We start from the raw sequence: 16,945 nt of genomic DNA, 5'->3' as shown, positions 1-16,945 counted from the left end.
ACAGCTTAGTGTCCTAACGCTAGTTTAGCCGCGTTGTGACCGGCTTTGATACCGAAGATAATGATATCGGCCACCGCGTTGCCGCCGATGCGGTTGGCGCCGTGGATGCCGCCGACCACTTCACCGGCCGCCCATGCGCCTGGAATCACCTCTTTCTGCGCATCCAGCACCGCGGTATCGGTGTTGATGGTCACGCCGCCCATGGTGTGATGCACGCCCGGTGCGATACGAATCGCAAAGTACGGACCTTTATTCAGCGGGTGACGCAGCGCGGTTTTACGACCGAAGTCCTCATCATCCTGCTTCGCCACGAACTCGTTGTAACGACCGAGCGTGGTTTGCAGCGCTTCCTGATCCATGTTGAGTTTCACCGCCAGCTCGTGTGGCGTTGGCGCGCTGATGACAAAGCCTTTAGCGATGTATTCGTCAGCCGCTTTGTTATTGGCGCGTACCTGCTCGTCAAACACAATCCACGCACTCTTCTCAGGCAGCGCGATGATCTCAGCGGACACTTTGTCACGGGTTTCCATTTCATTGTAGAAACGCTTGCCTGCCTGGCTCACCAGAATCGCCCCGCCGCCGCGCATTGCTTCGGAAATCAGGTACGACGTGGTTTGCTCAACCGTTGGGTGAATCTGGATTTCACCCATATCCACGGTATCCGCACCGATGTGTTGCAGCATGGCGATGCCGCTGCCGGTGGCGCCTTTATGGTTGGTGGTGACGAAACCGTCCAGCTCAGGGCGATATTTCACCACCATTTCGCGGTTGGCACTGAAGCCGCCGGTCGCCACAATCACGCTTTTGGCGTTAATGATGCGGCTGTCGTTGTACTCATCCACCACTTTCACGCCGGTGACCGCACCGTCTTCCACTAAAATTTCGGCCACTGAGGTTTCCAGCAACACTTCGATATTGCGCAGATTAACGTTTTTCACCAGCCCGCTGATCAGGAAGCCGCCGACTGCCGAACGATCTTCCGGACGGTGCGTACGATCGATGCTCATGCCCCCGGTGATGGTGATGTCGCACAGCTCGATGTCTTTGGCGGCCAGCCACTCAATCGCTTCGGGCGCCTGCTCAACAAATTCGCGCAGCAGCACCGGATTGTTTTTGAATTTGCCGCCTTTCAGCGTCTCTTCATAGAACAGCTCTTTGCTGTCTTCAATGCCTTTCAACTTCTGATAACGGGTTTCCGCCGCGTTCATACCGACCGAGGCTTTGATGGTGTTACCGCCGATGGTGGGCATCTTCTCGATGATCACCACGCGTGCGCCATCGTCATGCGCCTGAATCGCCGCCGCCAGACCGGCACCGCCGGTGCCCACTACCACCACATCGTAATTCACCGGTGCGTTCGGGTTACCGCCCTCTTCAATCACATACTCTTTGCTTGAGGTGGTCATGGCACGCGATACCGCTTTTTTCAGCGCTTCACTCTGCGTGGTGGCGCCAGTGATGGCGTCAACGTGCGGGCTGTTCGCCACCAGAATGCGTTCACGCAGACTTTCGAAGGTGCTGGTGAAGTCGACGTCGAGGCTCGGATCCGGCACCAGCGAGATGTCGGTGATACGGTCGGTGTCGAGGGTAACGTTGATTTTCAGCTTCAGCGCTTCGGCTTCGACTTTCGCCTGATAAACGCCCGCTTTGTATTTACGGCCGGTATCGCTGACGTCGCGGATCATCGCATCCACCAGCGAGAAGCGCCACAGCGGTTCCGGGATAGTCAACTCTTCGCGCTTGGTGCTGTCGATATACAGCTCCATGTGCTGATTCTTGATGACGCGATCGGTCCAGTCCGGATAGGCGATGCAGGCTTTACCCACCGCCACTAAATCGAAACCGTGCTCCAGCGCGTTCTCGGCATCTTCTTTATTGACGACGCCGCCGACGCCGATTACCGGCACTTTCGCCAGGTTAGGCGAGCGCTGTGCCAGATATTTGGTGATCAGTGGCGTTGGGTCCTGAGTATCAACAATCGACGGACGCAGCAACTGACCAACCGAGAAGTGCACGTAATCGAGACCGCGTTCTGCCAGTTTCTCCAGCAGATAGAGCGTATCGTCCCAGCGGATGCCCGGCACTTCCAGCTCTTCCGGTGAGAAGCGATAGCCGATGATGAAGTCTGCCGCAGCGAAGCGGTCAGCCATTTTGTGGGTGATTTCCAGCACTTCCAGTGGGAAACGCGCGCGATTGTCGCGACTGCCGCCCCATTTGTCGTCGCGCTGGTTGGAGTTTGGCGAGTAGAACTGCTGGATAAGATAGGTGTTGGCGCCGTGAATCTCCACGCCGTCGAAGCCGGCTTTGATCGCGCGGTTCACCGCATCACCAAATTTGGTGATCATCACCTCCACTTCTTCTGCAGTCAGCGCCTGAGGTTGAGTGGCACCGTCGCGCGGTGCGGCGATGGCGCTCGGTGCGACCGGGGTTTTACCGCCGATCAGCGCCGGTTCAACCATACGGCCGCCGTGATAAATCTGCAAAATCGCTTTGGAGCCTTGCGACTTGATGGCGTGGGCGATTTTCGCCAGGCCTGGGATTTTGTTGTCGCTGTCGATACCGAGCGCGCCTGGAAACGCAGGGCCGCGGTTATCAATAAAGCAGCACTCGACAATCACGGTACCGATGCTGCCGGCGCGCACGCGATAATATTCGACAAGGTCACTGGTAACACCGCCATCGTAATAACCGGTACAGGTGGTCATCGGTGCCATAACCAGTCGGTTTTTAAGCACCGCACCTTTCGGTAACGTAAGCGGATTAAGAATCGGGGTGAGCGTATTCATGATGAGCAACTCCAGAATTAAGAAACTTGGTATTCAATTCTTTGGCGGTTCGGAGAATTTTATAATTATTTGAGTGGTCCGATTTCATGGCGCAAATATAGCATTTTATTTACTTACATAACCTTATTCGTTAGTTATATAAGTTTTACGCATGAAAATAATATTTGTGGCTTATTGCTAAAAGCTGCGCTCCGCTAAGTTTTAACCAAGACTTGACAAAAATCAACTTTTTCCTTACATTTAAAACAAATCTAGTCTTATCATAAAGATAAATCGTCTCCTTTCTCTGTTTTTTGCTTGATTTGTGCCGTTTTATTCATCTCACACAGTTAATTCTCACCTAATGGTTCGTTAATTAAGGCGCACAGGTTTAAAGCAAAAAAATCACCAATAAATTTTATTGATCTAGATCAAAATAGATATTTTAATTAATCGCATCATAAGCGCATCCATTAGATAATTCGCGCATCGAATTTTGTAAATGGCGATTTATTAAGACTCAGTTTTAAATGTCACGACTAATCTGTTAAAAGGGTTTTGTAACTAAAAAAACCAGCTTGGTTCGGGGCGTATATCCGCATTCTCCATAACTTGCAGACAAAACTATGAACACACAAACAACCCAGAGTGAATCCCTCACCGCGCCTCCCGCGGCACCAGGGAAAAAAAAGAACCGCCTGATAATGTTGTGCCTGCCAATTATTGTGGCTGTGCTGTTGCTGCTGGTGCCGACTCCTGCGGGATTGGAACCTTACGCCTGGCACTTCTTCGCCATTTTTGTCGGGGTTATTGTGGGACTGATTTTCGAGCCGCTGCCGGGTGCCGTTATCGGGTTAACCGGCGTGGTGGTGATTGCGCTGTTCAGCCAGTGGGTGCTGTTTAGCCCGGCAGAACTGGCGGATCCCAAGTTCAAAACCGCGGCGCAGTCGTTCAAATGGGCGGTGAGTGGCTTCGGCAACTCCACGGTCTGGCTGATCTTCGGTGCCTTCATGTTCGCCGCAGGCTACGATAAAACCCAGTTCGGTCGCCGCCTGGCGCTGATTCTGGTGAAATATCTGGGCCGTCGTAGCCTGACGCTGGGTTACGCCATTACCTTCGCTGACCTGTTGCTGGCGCCGTTTACGCCATCCAACACCGCGCGCAGCGGCGGTACCATCTATCCCATTATTGCTAACCTGCCGCCGCTCTATGGTTCAAAACCGAACGATCCTAGCGCACGTAAGATTGGTTCATACCTGATGTGGGTTGCCATCACCGCCGCCTGTATCACCAGTTCGATGTTCCTTTCTGCTCTGGCACCAAACCTGCTGGCGCTGGCGCTGGTAAAAAGCGTGGTGGGCTTTGATATCTCATGGGGCATGTGGTTCCTCGCCTTCCTGCCGCTGGGCGTGCTGCTGATTCTCACCATGCCGCTGCTGGCTTACTGGCTTTATCCGCCAGAAGTGAAAGTGAACGATGAAGTACCGCGCTGGGCCACCGCTGAGCTGGCCAAACTCGGTAAACTGAAACGTAACGAAATCCTGCTGCTGGGCTTCGTGGTTGCGGCGCTGATGATGTGGATCTTCGCCACCGCCTGGATTGAGCCCGCAATGGCCGCACTGTTAGTCATCGTGCTGATGCTGTGGACCGGCGTACTCAACTGGAATGACATCACCAGCAATAAAGCCGCCTGGAACACCTTCGCCTGGTTCGCCACGCTGGTCGCGCTGGCGGATGGTTTAGCGCGCGTTGGCTTCATCGCGTGGCTGGGTAAAGAAGGCGCAATGCTGTTGCAAGGCTATGACCCGCAGGTTTCTGCCGTCGTCCTTCTGGTCGCCTTCTACCTGCTGCATTATCTGTTCGCCAGTACCACCGCGCATACCACCGCGCTGCTGCCCGCGATGCTGACCATCGCCGCATCCATTCCGGGCATCAACATGCCGGTGTTCTGCCTGATGATGTGTGTTTCTCTGGGTGTGATGGGCATTATCACCCCGTACGGCACCGGCCCTAGCCCGATTTATTACGGTAGCGGCTATCTGCCAACTAAAGATTACTGGCGCCTGGGCACCATCTTCGGCGCGCTGTTCCTGGTTCTTCTGATGGTTGTCGCCTATCCATGGATGGTGATGATGTTCTGATGATGTTGCTTCGATGTTAAAAACGGAGCCGCGCATTACCGTGAAAATGTTATGATACTCGCCAGTCAGCCCCTGCGGAGGGCTGGCGAGAGAAAATCGAATAACAGACTGCCTAATTTGTCGCCCGTCATGCTGGCGGGCCACACGAAGCTAAGTGAGCCAACATGTCGAACAAACCCTTCTATTATCAGAATCCCTTTCCTCTCGCCAAAGATGATACCGAATACTATCTGCTGAGCCGCGATTACGTCTCGGTGGCCAACTTCGATGGCGAAGAAGTCCTGAAAGTCGATCCCAAAGCGCTGACGCTGCTGGCGAAGCAGGCATTCCACGATGCTTCCTTCATGCTGCGCGCCTCGCATCAGGCGCAGGTCGCGTCCATTCTTGCCGACGATGAAGCCAGCAAGAACGACAAATACGTCGCCCTGCAGTTCCTGCGCAACTCCGAAATTGCCGCCAAAGGCGTGCTGCCAACCTGTCAGGATACTGGCACCGCCATCATCATGGGCAAAAAAGGCCAGCGTGTCTGGACCGGTGGCGGCGATGAAGCCGCGCTGTCGCAAGGCGTTTACAACACCTTTATTGAAGATAACCTGCGCTATTCACAGAATGCCGCGCTGGATATGTATAAAGAGGTGAATACCGGCACCAACCTGCCGGCGCAGATCGACCTCTACAGCGTTGATGGCGACGAATACAAATTCCTGTGCATTGCCAAAGGTGGCGGTTCCGCCAACAAAACCTATCTGTATCAGGAAACCAAAGCGCTGATTACGCCCGCTAAATTGAAGAACTACCTGATCGATAAAATGATGTCGCTGGGTACCGCGGCCTGTCCGCCGTACCATATCGCGTTTGTGATTGGCGGGACTTCAGCCGAAGCCACGCTGAAAACCGTCAAACTGGCCTCAACCCACTATTACGATTCGCTGCCGACTGAAGGCAACGAGCATGGTCAGGCGTTCCGCGACATTCAGCTGGAAGAAGAACTGCTGAAAGCCTCGCAGGAGCTTGGCCTCGGCGCGCAGTTTGGCGGTAAATATTTTGCGCATGATATCCGCGTGGTGCGTCTGCCGCGTCACGGCGCATCCTGCCCGGTGGGTATGGGCGTGTCATGTTCCGCAGACCGAAATATCAAGGCCAAGATCAACCGTGAAGGCATCTGGATTGAGAAGTTGGAAGACAATCCAGGCCGCTATATTCCGGAAGCGCTGCGTCAGCAGGGTGAAGGCGAAGTGGTGCATGTCGATCTCAACCAGCCGATGAGCGAAATTCTGGCGCTGCTGTCGGCTTATCCGGTCTCAACCCGCTTGTCGCTTAACGGCACCATTATCGTGGCGCGCGACATTGCGCACGCCAAGCTGAAAGAGCGCATCGATAACGGCGAAGGCCTGCCGCAGTACATCAAGGACCATCCGGTCTATTACGCGGGTCCAGCGAAGACGCCAGAAGGTTATGCCTCCGGTTCACTCGGCCCAACCACTGCAGGTCGTATGGATTCCTATGTTGATCTGCTGCAGGCCAATGGCGGCAGCATGGTGATGCTGGCGAAGGGCAACCGTAGCAAACAGGTTACCGATGCGTGTCAAAAACACGGCGGCTTCTATCTGGGCAGCATCGGCGGCCCGGCTGCGGTGCTGGCACAGCAGAGTATTAAGAGTCTGGAATGCGTGGAGTATGCCGAACTCGGCATGGAAGCGATCTGGAAGATTGAAGTGGAAAACTTCCCGGCATTCATTTTGGTGGATGACAAAGGAAATGACTTCTTCCAGCAGATTCACAATAACTGTGCCGCCTGCGTGAAGTAATCTGCGCATCGCACCACAAAAAAGCCGTTATCTTGTGATAGCGGCTTTTTTATTGCGATATTTCTGACGAATTGATCATCGAATGAGGCAAAACAGAAAGGTTAAAAACGGAATTGGCTCTCCAGTTGACGCAATGTTTCCATGCGTTGTGCCGTGGCGATTTCGCGCGCTTTTACTTCCAGCAGCAGGTCAGCATCGTTTTGGCCAATCACATACACCGCCTGACGCCCAGGCAGGTTAACGGTAATAATATTTTGCTCCACACCGTCCAGCATCTCATCATGCTGTTCCAGGTAGTTATACAACGTGTTCATGAAATCTCCTTGAAAATAGGTGGGCTATTCTGCCCAATCGCCTCCTTTAAACACACAAGACCTGGCTTAAAGATGCCACCTTGATCAGAAAATTCTGGCGAAGTGAATATCCTGCAGCGGCAAGATGACGAAGAGATGAAAAGGCAGCGAGATTGCCCCGCCGCCGTATTCAATCAGAAGAAACCCAGCGGTTGCGTGCTGTAACTCACCAGCAGGTTTTTCGTTTGCTGATAATGATCGAGCATCATTTTGTGGGTTTCGCGACCAATACCCGATTTCTTATAGCCGCCAAACGCCGCGTGCGCCGGATAGAGGTGATAACAGTTAGTCCACACGCGACCGGCTTTAATGGCGCGGCCCATGCGATAGGCGCGATTGATGTCGCGCGTCCAGACGCCCGCGCCAAGTCCGTAAATCGAATCATTGGCGATTGCCAGCGCTTCCGCTTCATCTTTAAAGGTCAGCACACCAACCACCGGGCCAAATATCTCCTCCTGGAACACGCGCATGCTGTTATTCCCTTTGAGCAGTGTCGGCTGAATGTAGTAGCCGCTGGCAAACTCTTCGCCCACTTTCTCTACGCCGCCGCCGTGCAGCACCTGCGCGCCCTCTTGCTGCGCAATTTCCAGATAAGAGAGGATTTTGTCGAACTGCTGCTGCGACGCCTGCGCGCCAATCATGGTTTCGGTATCCAGCGGATCGCCTCGTTTAATGGTTTTGATGCGCTTCATCACCGCCGCCATAAACGGCTCAAAAATCGATTCCTGCACCAGCGCGCGCGACGGACAGGTACAAACTTCACCCTGATTAAGGAAGCCCAGCACCACGCCTTCTGCCGCTTTCTCAATGAAACTCTCTTCGGCATCCATGATGTCTTCAAAGAAGATGTTCGGTGACTTGCCGCCCAATTCAACGGTGGACGGGATCAGGCTTTTCGCCGCCAACTCCAGAATATGGCCGCCGGTGGCAGTGGATCCGGTGAAGGCGATTTTGGCGATGCCCGGATGGGATGCCAGCGCTTCGCCTGCCTCTTTGCCGTAACCATGTACCACGTTGATCACACCCGGCGGCAGCAGATCTTTGATCACGTCCATAAACAGCGTAATCGAAAGCGGCGTTTGCTCGGCCGGTTTCAACACCACGCAGTTACCTGCGCCAAGCGCCGGCGCCAGTTTCCATGCCGCCATCAGCAGCGGGAAGTTCCACGGAATGATTTGCCCGACCACGCCCAGCGGTTCGTGGAAGTGATAGGCGGCGGTGAACTCATCGATTTCAGCGGCGGTGCCTTCCTGCGCACGCACGCAGCCAGCAAAATAGCGGAAGTGATCGACCGCCAGCGGCAGATCCGCCGCCAGCGTTTCGCGTACCGGCTTACCGTTATCCCAGGTTTCGTTGACCGCGATATATTCCAGATTCTCTTCCAGCCGATCGGCAATTTTCAGCAGCACCAGCGAGCGTGCCTGCGGCGAGGTTTTGCCCCACGCATCGGCAGCGGCCTGGGCGGCAGCCACGGCGTTATCGATATCGGCGCGGTCCGAACGGGGAAACTCGCCAATGGTAGAAGCATTGATCGGTGAAGTGTTGACGAAGTAGTTACCGTTCACCGGCGCAACAAATTCGCCGTTGATAAAGTTGCCATAACGCGATTGCAGAGTAATGAGAGAACCTTGTTCTCCCGGAGCAGCGTAACGCATGGTGTTTCTCCTTGCGGGACAGAGTGGCGATTAACAACTATGAAACCTGTTATTAACATTGGGCGATCCACGCCAGCCTGTCAGATCGTAAAAGGGGAAACTGTGACCGCACCGAAGGAAATGTGGCGAGCGTAGGCAGCTACAGATAATTCCGAGTTTTCCCGCTTATGCCGCAAAAAGCGGAACATGGGCGAAATATGTGGTCAATATGAAGCAGGATACTAACCAGGAGAAACAGATGTTGGCTTCAGCCCTGACGTTAATGCGTGCCAAAGCGAACTTTGTTCAGCAATTTATCCGCAACCCGCGCAAAATGGGCAGCATCACGCCCTCTTCAGCCGCGCTATGCCGCACCATGTGCGATGCGGTGAACTGGGATAACAGCCTGCGTATCGCCGAACTGGGTGCCGGAGATGGCGTGCTCACGCGTCACGTGCTGGCGCGCATGTCACCGCAAGCACAGCTTGATGTGTTTGAAATCAGCCCGGAACTGGTGAAAAGCCTGCGTGGATTGCCTGATGCGCGCATGCAGGTACGCGCCTGTTCGGCGGAATATCTCGCCGGAGAATATGATGTGATTTTTTCTGGCCTGCCGCTGCTGTCATTACCGCCCGCCACGCGCGATAACATCCTCAGTGCGGTGCATGATGCGCTGGGTCCACGCGGCGTATTCGTGCAGTTTCAATACACCTCGTTCACCCAGCCAAATTTGTCACGCTACTTCACCTGGGAACGCCAGCGGGTGCTGAAAAATATGCCACCCGCGTGGGTTTATCGCTGCACGCGCAACTACGCGCCCTGAGCCTGCGCGCGCGGCTGCGGCCGCGTTTGTAGCCAGAAGCTGCGCAACAGTTCGCGCGACCAATCTTCGCCTGAAAGAACCGTGTCATCGTCACTGACGCCCGCCGGTAAACAGGCGGTCATAATCTCGCGGGTAAATTCCGGATGGAACTGCACCGACAGCGCCTGCGGCGAATAACGCAAAATCTGACAACCATCCTGCGCCGAGCTCGCCAGCACCTGCGCATGCTGCGGCGGCGTTAACACCGATTGCCGATGTGACAACCACGCCTGAAACTCGCCCGGTAGATCGGCCAGCCAGGGATCATTGTGCGCCTGCGCATTGCGCGTCAGCGGTTTCAGTCCACGCTCCCATCCGTGCGGGTTATCACCCACTTTGCCACCCAGCGCATACGCCATCAGTTGATGCCCGTAACAGACGCCCAGCAGCGGCAGCTCCGCCTCCAGCGCGCCACGAATCCAGGCGGCGGTGCGTTCGCTCCAGTCAGCGTGATCGGTGACCATCGCCCAGGAACCGCTGAGGATCGCGCCACTGACGCGGTCAAAGGCCGGTAAATCATCGCCCAGATGCGGACGCACAATCACATAGTCATCGGGCTGCAGTTGCAGCGCGTCGATAAACCAGCGCGGTTGTTCACCAATTTGCGCCACTACCTGCGGCGGCGGGACTTCGAGTTGAATCAGAGCAAGAGGTAAAGCGCGGGTGTGTGTCATGCCGAATACGGTCCTCGTTATGGTCGCCTTTCGGACGTCCACTTTGACAGTAAATCAGCGACATGTCTTATTTTTTTCCTGCATAAGCTAATGCTTAAGCGAAAAAAATGTTGCCCGACATGCCCGAAGTGCGCGCCTTCATGCCATCATTAGCCGGTGATCATCTTTGTACAGCGTGAAGGAAGACCTCGTGGCAGTGCGGCATTTTTTAACGGTTCTGATGGTGGTTTCCATCTGGGCTTTCAACAACGTGGCGGTGAAGTGGGGATTACTGGAACTTCCGCCGCTGTTTCTCACCTGGATGCGCTTTGTGGTGGTAGCGATTGTGCTGGTGCCATTCTGCCGCATTACGCGCGCGCAACTGCCGTGGCTGTTGACGCTGGCATTCACCTTCGGTTTTATGCACTTCTCGCTGCTGTTTGTCGGCATGCGCTACACCGATGCCGGCACCGGCGCCATCGTGGTTCAGCTCGGTACGCCGATTGCCATGCTGCTGGCGATGGTGATTCTCAAAGAGAAATTGCGGCTGGTGCAGCTGTTTGGTATCGCCATTTCACTGAGCGGCGTGGCGGTGCTGTCGGGCAGTCCGACCATTCCGGCCTGGTGGGTGCTGTGTATTCTGTTGTGCAGCGCGTTTGGCTGGGCGATCAGCAATATGATTGTGAAAAAATCGCCGCCGATACAACCGCTGACGCTCACCGGCTGGATCTCCTTCCTTGCGGTGCCGATTGTCGGTGCCGCTTCGTGGCTGACCGAATCCCATCAGTTTTACGCGCTGAGCCACGCCGGCTGGCGCGGCTGGTTTGGCATTCTTTATAGCGCGCTCGCCTCGTCGATTGTTGCCTATACGCTGTGGTACGCGCTGCTGAAGAAATACAACGTCAACCTGATCATGCCCTATTCGCTGCTGACGCCGGTGCTGGCGGTATTGATGGGCGTTTTCGTCTTGGGTGACAGCATGAACAGCTTCAAGATCCTCGGTGCGTCACTGGTGGTGCTGGGCACCGCGATTGCGGTGATCAACCTGCGTAACCTGCGGATGCACGCGCGTTTCCCGCGCTTACGCCGCCGTTAATCCGCTCTGCTATGCTTGAGTCTCGCGCGTTTTCCGGAGACTCAACATGGATTCTCAACGTGCTGCCGCACTGTGGCAGCAAATGTGGCAGGGATTGCGAGGCGCAGACCCGCTTCCCTCGCCGACTTTTCTCCAGCCCGACACTTTTTCCTCTGCCTTTGCCGTCAGCGAATTGGCGGCCACCAGCATCGGCCTCGCCAGCCAGGCGCTAAGCGATCTGCTCGGCCAATCCGCGCCGGTCAGCGTTAATGTCCGTCTCGCCTCGCGCTGGTTTCAGCACAGCCTGATCCCGCTCAATCGACCGCCTGCTGCGCTGTGGGATGAATTCGCCGGTGATTACGCCAGCGCCGACGGCTGGATCCGCCTGCACACCAACGCGGCTCATCATCGTGCGGCGATGGAGCGCGTGCTCGGCCAGCATGCCGATCGTGCCGCGCTGGCCGATGCGGTGGCCCGCTGGCCCGCCGCCACGCTGGAACAGGCGGTGATTGATGCCGGCGGCTGCGCCGCGCAGATGCGCAGCGAAGCGCAATGGCTGCAGCATCCGCAAGGCAGCGCCGTGCAGCAGGAAGCGCTGATTGCCCAACAGGCCACCGACGCCGCCCCGCCGCCCGCCTGGTTACTGTCGCCCGCGCGGCCGCTGCTCGGCGTGCGCGTACTGGATCTCACGCGCATCATTGCCGGACCGGTGGCGACACGTTTTCTCGCCAGCCTCGGCGCGCAGGTGCTGCGCATCGATCCGCCCGACTGGCACGAACCCACGCTGGAAGAGGAGATCACCTGCGGCAAACGCTGTGCGCGGCTTGATATCAAATCCCGTGCCGGGCGCGAGCAGCTGCGCCAGCTGTTGCAGCACAGCGATGTGCTGGTACACGGTTATCGTGCTGATGCGCTGGAAAAACTCGGGCTGGATGCCGATACGCGCCGCCAACTCGCGCCGGGCCTGGTGGATGTCAGCCTCAATGCGTGGGGCTGGAGCGGGCCATGGCGCAACCGGCGCGGCTTCGACAGTCTGGTACAGATGGGCTGCGGCATCGCCGAACAAGGCATGCGCTGGAGCGGCAATAATCAACCGACGCCGCTGCCGGTGCAGGCGCTCGATCACGCCACCGGTTATCTGATGGCCGCGGCGGTGCTGGAAGGTTTGCGTCAGCGCTTGACCAACGGCGTTGGCTGGCAGGCGCGCTTATCGCTGGCACGCACCGCGCGGCTGTTGCAGCAGTTCGGTGACGCGCCGCAGAATGCGCAAAACGGTATCTACGCGCAGCACGATGACGCGCTGAGCGCGATAGAGATCAATCAGTGGGGAATTGCGGAGAGATTGCGTGCCGCAGCGTATTTGCCCGGCACGCCAATGATCTGCGCAACGCCAGGCGTGAAGCTTGGCAGCAGCGCAGCAAGCTGGTAACGATTACGCCTCGTCGCCCTGCTCTTCGTTCAGTTCGTCGTACATCGCTTGCATTGCCTCACGGCTCAACGCCGCCAGCGTGCGGTAAAACGCCGTGGTGGCATGCGCTTCCACTTTGCCGAGGAACGCGCCGCACCACGGCAGCAGATACTCATCAAACAGCGCCAGCTGCGCGGCAGATTCATCCTCTGCCGGCTGATCTTCCAGCCAGGATGCCGCCAGCAGCAGCACGCCAAAGTGATCGGCAGGCGCTTCGCTCAGCGGCATGCCGCGCGCGCTGAGAAACGCACGCACGTCTGCTTCAGCAACACCGTTCGGCCATTGTGATGCGTACGGCGGCACGCTGCACTCGCTGCCGACAAACAGCGCATTGTAGTCAGCGGCCAGCGCCTGCGGATCGCTATTCTGCTGCAGGCGCGTCAACAGTTCGTCCTGCTCCAGCGGCCACTGCTGTTGCAGTTTGCCTTCACGCAGCAGAGTGAACAGCGGCACCAGCAGCGGATCCTGCGGCTGGCGATTAAACAGCGAGCCAATGACGCGGCAGAGTATGGAAAACTCATTCATGCAACAGAATTCCTTGAGGTAAAAAAGTTAAAAATCAGCAAATTCGGGAATCGTTTTGCCGGTGCGCAACGCGAGAAAGTCGAGCAGGCGACGCGGCGTGACATTTAACACGCGATCTTCGGGAAAATCCACTTCGCTGGTGATGCGCAGGCAGTGTTCGAAATTGCCCAGCGTAAACGCGGTATGCGAATCGGAGCCAAACGCCAGACGTCCACCGGCATCGCGCACCGCTTCGGCAATGGCACGGCAGTTCGGTTCGCTGCCCGGACGCGAATGGGTAAAGGAGGAGTTGTTGATCTCCAGCGCCACATCGTAATGCGCGGCGGCTTCGGCAATTGCGCGAATATCTACCGGGAACTTCGGGTTTCCCGGATGCGAAATGATATGCACCAAACCGCCCGCCATCGCCGCAATCATCGCTTCAGTGTGATGTGCTTTGTCACGCGGCGCATAAACCGGTTCGTGGAAGCCCGCGACGATCAGGTCCAGCGCATCCAGCATCGGGCCGCTGCAATCGATCTCGCCCTGCTGATTTTTGATATTGGCTTCGATACCGCGCAGCACGCCAACACCATCAATCACGCGCGGCCAAATGCGCATGTTGACGAAATGCCAATAGTGCGGCGCATCGGCCATATCCGGGCCGTGATCGGTAATCGCGAACAGCTTCAGGCCGTTCTGTTTCGCCTGCGCCACATAATCATGCAGCGTACTGTAAGCGTGCGTGCTGGCAACGGTGTGCATATGTAAATCAACGGGATACATCTTCATCTCCTGACCCAATGGGAATTAATAACCGCGCTGGCGATCGACTAAACCACCCGGCTGTTGACCTTGCTCCAGAGCAAGTATGGCATCCGCAATGTAATCCATCGCCTCGCCTGGCAAGGTAATCGCCGCAGTATGTGGCGTGATTGTGACATGCGGATGAGACCACAACGGATGATCCTGCGGCAGCGGCTCGCGCTGGAACACATCCAGCGCGGCGGCGGCCAGCTGACCGCTGTTGAGCGCCGCCAGCAGATCGGCTTCTACCACATGCGCACCGCGCGCCAGGTTGAGGAAGCAGGCGCCGTGCGGCAATGCGTTAAGCAGCTGGCTATCAATCAGGTTGGTGGTTTCCGGCGTGGTCGGCAGCAGATCGATCAGCACCTGCGTGCCCGCCAGGAAAGCATTGAGCTGTTCGCGGCCATGAAAGCTTTGCACACCGTCGATCTGCTTCGGCGAACGGCTCCAGCTGCGTAACGGAAAGCCCCACTGACGCAAACTCTCCAGCACGCTACGGCCTAATACGCCCGCGCCGAGCACGCCAATGGTGAAGTTTTCGCGATCGAAACCGTCCAGCTCCTGCCAGCAAGCCTGCTGCTGCAGTTGACGATAGTCGGCAAAACGGCGGAACCAGCCCAGCACGCACCAGTTGGCGTACTCCTGCATCTGGCGCGCCATGCCGGTATCTTCCAGGCGGAATAACGGCACGGTGTGGGCCAGCATCTGTGGATTGTCACGCAGCTGTTTGAGAATCTCGTCGACGCCCGCGCCCATGGCAAACACGCCTTTCAGCTGACGCCCCGCCAGCATCTCGACCGGCGGAGAACGCACTACCGCATAATCGGCCGGCGCGTTGTCGCCCGGCTGCCAGTCACGCACGCGCGCCTCCGGCAAACGCTGACGCAAACCCTCCAGCCAACCTTGCGGCGCCAGCGACGGGTGATACCAGATTATCTCCATACGACTCTCCTTTTTTTGCTTCAGCCTCAGGCAAATAGCCGTACAGGGCAAGCAAAAACCTTAGCCTTGAGGCAATTTCTCACGTGATTAATTCCGGGCGCTTCACATTTCCACCGCTGTGCGAGGCTAAGCGGCGCGATTACGACTAAAGTTGTTCGGGTGGTCAATGCGTTAGCACACCACCTTTTCGGACAAGGAGAAAAACCGATGATAAAAAATGCCGTATTCACGCCCGCGCGTCTGACCTTTTTACTTAGCGCCGCGTTGCTGGCCGGTGCCAGCGCCGCACACGCCGACGATCAAAGCCGCATGCTCAGCAACCAACCGCAGCCACCGGATGTGCGCCTGGGACCGTTGTTCAATGCGGTACAACAGGCTAAATTTTATCCGGATCAGAAAACCTTCGCCGATGCGGTGCCGAAATCCAATCCCTCGTCGATTCTGGCCGACTGGCAGATGCAAAAAAACCAGCGCAACTTCGATCTCAAGCATTTTGTCGACAGCAACTTCACGCTGCCAAAAGAGGGTGACAAATATGTGCCGCCCGCCGGGCAAAGCCTGCGTGAGCACATCAACGGTTTATGGCCGGTGCTGACGCGTACCGCGCAAAGTGCCAGTCAGTACGATTCGCTGCTGCCGCTGCCCAAACCTTATGTGGTGCCTGGCGGACGCTTCCGCGAAGTGTATTACTGGGACAGCTACTTCACCATGCTCGGCCTGGCGGAGAGCGGACACTGGGATCGCGTGCAGGATATGGTGGATAACTTCGCCACCGAACTGGATAAATATGGTCATATTCCCAACGGCAACCGCAGCTACTATCTCAGCCGCTCGCAGCCGCCGTTCTTCAGCTTGATGGTTGACCTGCTGGCAACGCACAAAGGCGACGACGTCTATCGCCAATACCTGCCGCAGCTGCAGAAAGAGTACGATTACTGGATGGCGGACAGCGACAAAGTGGCGGCCGGCCAGGCCAGCAAACGGGTGATTAAACTCAGCGACGGCACGCTGCTTAACCGTTACTGGGACGATCGCGATGCGCCGCGTACCGAATCCTGGCTGGATGACGTCAACACCGCGAATAAAGCGCCGGAACGCAATAAACAGCAGGTTTATCGCGACTTGCGTGCGGGCGCGGCTTCGGGCTGGGATTTCAGTTCGCGCTGGTTCACCGATGCGCACAATCTGGCGTCCATCCGTACCACGCAGCTGGCACCGGTTGATCTCAACAGCCTGATTTTCCACCTCGAACAGACATTATCTAAAGCTGCCAAACTGGATAAGCAGGATGACAAAGCTAAACAGTTCGCGGCGGATGCTGAGAAACGTCAGGCGGCGATCAATCGCTACCTGTGGGATGAGAAAAAAGGCTGGTACGCCGATTACGATTTCCAGAAGAAGCAGGTGCATTCACAGCTGACCGCTGCGACGCTATTCCCGCTCTATATGCAGCTCGCGAGCGATAAGCAAGCTGAACGCACCGCTTCCGCAGTTGAAAAACAGCTGCTGAAACCCGGCGGACTGGTGACCACCACGGTGAATAACGGCCAGCAATGGGATGCACCAAACGGTTGGGCGCCGCTGCAATGGGTGGCGGTGGAAGGTCTGGAGCATTACAAGCAGCCGAAGTTGGCGCAACAGATTGGTCAGCGCTTCCTGCAGAACGTTCAGGCGACCTACGACAAGGAACATAAGCTGGTCGAGAAATACGTGGTTGAAGGCGCGCAGCTGGGCGGCGGTGGCGGCGGTGAATATCCGCTGCAGGACGGCTTCGGCTGGACCAACGGTGTGACGCTGAAGCTGCTTGATAAGTACTGCCCGAAAGACAAAACCTGTAATAACGCTGGCGATATCCCGAATATGCCGGTTTTAAGTAGCGCGAAGTAATTACCTCTATTCTGCCGGGCGAAGTAGCCCGGCAACCGCACATTAC

Annotated in this window: 13 protein-coding genes; 6 read left to right on the top strand and 7 right to left on the bottom strand. The window is 56.6% G+C overall.

The annotated features are described in order from the left end of the window. Nucleotides 1–5: 5 nt before the first annotated feature. Nucleotides 6–2,786, bottom strand: coding sequence for a flavocytochrome c (locus ACYAC5_RS08255; protein WP_462062789.1), 2,781 nt, complete (start codon nucleotides 2,784–2,786; stop codon nucleotides 6–8). Nucleotides 2,787–3,391: 605 nt separating this feature from the next. On the opposite strand from ACYAC5_RS08255, the gene ACYAC5_RS08250 reads away from it, so the two are divergent. Next, on the top strand, nucleotides 3,392–4,906 hold the full coding sequence (locus ACYAC5_RS08250) for an anion permease (RefSeq protein ID WP_137385596.1): 1,515 nt from the start codon (nucleotides 3,392–3,394) through the stop codon (nucleotides 4,904–4,906). 164 nt (nucleotides 4,907–5,070) lie between these two features. Beyond that, complete coding sequence (fumA, locus tag ACYAC5_RS08245) at nucleotides 5,071–6,714, top strand: class I fumarate hydratase FumA (RefSeq protein WP_462062788.1); 1,644 nt, start codon at nucleotides 5,071–5,073, stop codon at nucleotides 6,712–6,714. Nucleotides 6,715–6,815: 101 nt separating this feature from the next. Here fumA and ACYAC5_RS08240 read toward each other — a convergent pair whose 3' ends face one another. Together ACYAC5_RS08240 and exaC are read right to left on the bottom strand one after the other, a co-directional pair. Further along, nucleotides 6,816–7,028: a hypothetical protein gene (locus ACYAC5_RS08240; RefSeq protein WP_110865967.1), complete on the bottom strand. Its 213-nt coding sequence runs from the start codon at nucleotides 7,026–7,028 to the stop codon at nucleotides 6,816–6,818. A 173-nt stretch (nucleotides 7,029–7,201) separates the two neighbouring features. Continuing rightward, on the bottom strand, nucleotides 7,202–8,722 hold the full coding sequence (exaC, locus tag ACYAC5_RS08235) for an acetaldehyde dehydrogenase ExaC (protein WP_101760773.1): 1,521 nt from the start codon (nucleotides 8,720–8,722) through the stop codon (nucleotides 7,202–7,204). 238 nt (nucleotides 8,723–8,960) lie between these two features. On the opposite strand from exaC, the gene ACYAC5_RS08230 reads away from it, so the two are divergent. Next, on the top strand, nucleotides 8,961–9,524 hold the full coding sequence (locus ACYAC5_RS08230) for a class I SAM-dependent methyltransferase (protein WP_110865965.1): 564 nt from the start codon (nucleotides 8,961–8,963) through the stop codon (nucleotides 9,522–9,524). On the opposite strand, the gene ACYAC5_RS08225 is transcribed toward ACYAC5_RS08230, so the two are convergent. Beyond that, nucleotides 9,512–10,237, bottom strand: a complete 726-nt coding sequence (locus ACYAC5_RS08225; protein WP_192234227.1) for a glutamine amidotransferase — start codon at nucleotides 10,235–10,237, stop codon at nucleotides 9,512–9,514. The two genes, ACYAC5_RS08230 and ACYAC5_RS08225, sit on opposite strands and share 13 nt — an antisense overlap. Before the next feature lie 190 nt (nucleotides 10,238–10,427). Here ACYAC5_RS08225 and ACYAC5_RS08220 point away from each other — a divergent pair, with 190 nt between their 5' ends. Further along, nucleotides 10,428–11,312 (top strand): DMT family transporter, encoded by an 885-nt coding sequence (locus ACYAC5_RS08220; protein ID WP_462062785.1) that lies wholly within the window; start codon nucleotides 10,428–10,430, stop codon nucleotides 11,310–11,312. 46 nt (nucleotides 11,313–11,358) lie between these two features. Continuing rightward, nucleotides 11,359–12,720 carry a CoA transferase gene (locus ACYAC5_RS08215; RefSeq protein ID WP_192413601.1) on the top strand — a complete coding sequence of 454 codons (1,362 nt, stop codon included), beginning with the start codon at nucleotides 11,359–11,361 and terminating at the stop codon, nucleotides 12,718–12,720. Between the two features lie 3 nt (nucleotides 12,721–12,723). Here the strand turns inward: ACYAC5_RS08215 and ACYAC5_RS08210 are convergent, their stop codons facing one another. Genes ACYAC5_RS08210 through ghrA form a run of 3 tightly spaced genes read right to left on the bottom strand, consistent with a single transcriptional unit; the run spans nucleotide 12,724 to nucleotide 15,012 of the window. Further along, nucleotides 12,724–13,284, bottom strand: a complete 561-nt coding sequence (locus ACYAC5_RS08210) for a TorD/DmsD family molecular chaperone (protein WP_192413603.1) — start codon at nucleotides 13,282–13,284, stop codon at nucleotides 12,724–12,726. 27 nt (nucleotides 13,285–13,311) lie between these two features. Then, nucleotides 13,312–14,049: a phosphatase gene (locus ACYAC5_RS08205; RefSeq protein ID WP_137385589.1), complete on the bottom strand. Its 738-nt coding sequence runs from the start codon at nucleotides 14,047–14,049 to the stop codon at nucleotides 13,312–13,314. A gap of 24 nt (nucleotides 14,050–14,073) precedes the next feature. Beyond that, the gene (gene ghrA, locus ACYAC5_RS08200) at nucleotides 14,074–15,012 is read right to left on the bottom strand and encodes a glyoxylate/hydroxypyruvate reductase GhrA (RefSeq protein WP_462062782.1); all 939 of its coding nucleotides are present in this window, start codon (nucleotides 15,010–15,012) and stop codon (nucleotides 14,074–14,076) included. Between the two features lie 207 nt (nucleotides 15,013–15,219). On the opposite strand from ghrA, the gene treA reads away from it, so the two are divergent. Next, the gene (treA, locus tag ACYAC5_RS08195) at nucleotides 15,220–16,899 is read left to right on the top strand and encodes an alpha,alpha-trehalase TreA (protein ID WP_192413607.1); all 1,680 of its coding nucleotides are present in this window, start codon (nucleotides 15,220–15,222) and stop codon (nucleotides 16,897–16,899) included. Nucleotides 16,900–16,945 lie beyond the last annotated feature (46 nt).

The sequence above is a fragment of the Pantoea sp. y20 genome, assembly GCF_054903455.1.
Note: the sequence above shows the minus strand (reverse complement) of the source record. Positions and strands in the feature narration are given on the sequence as shown.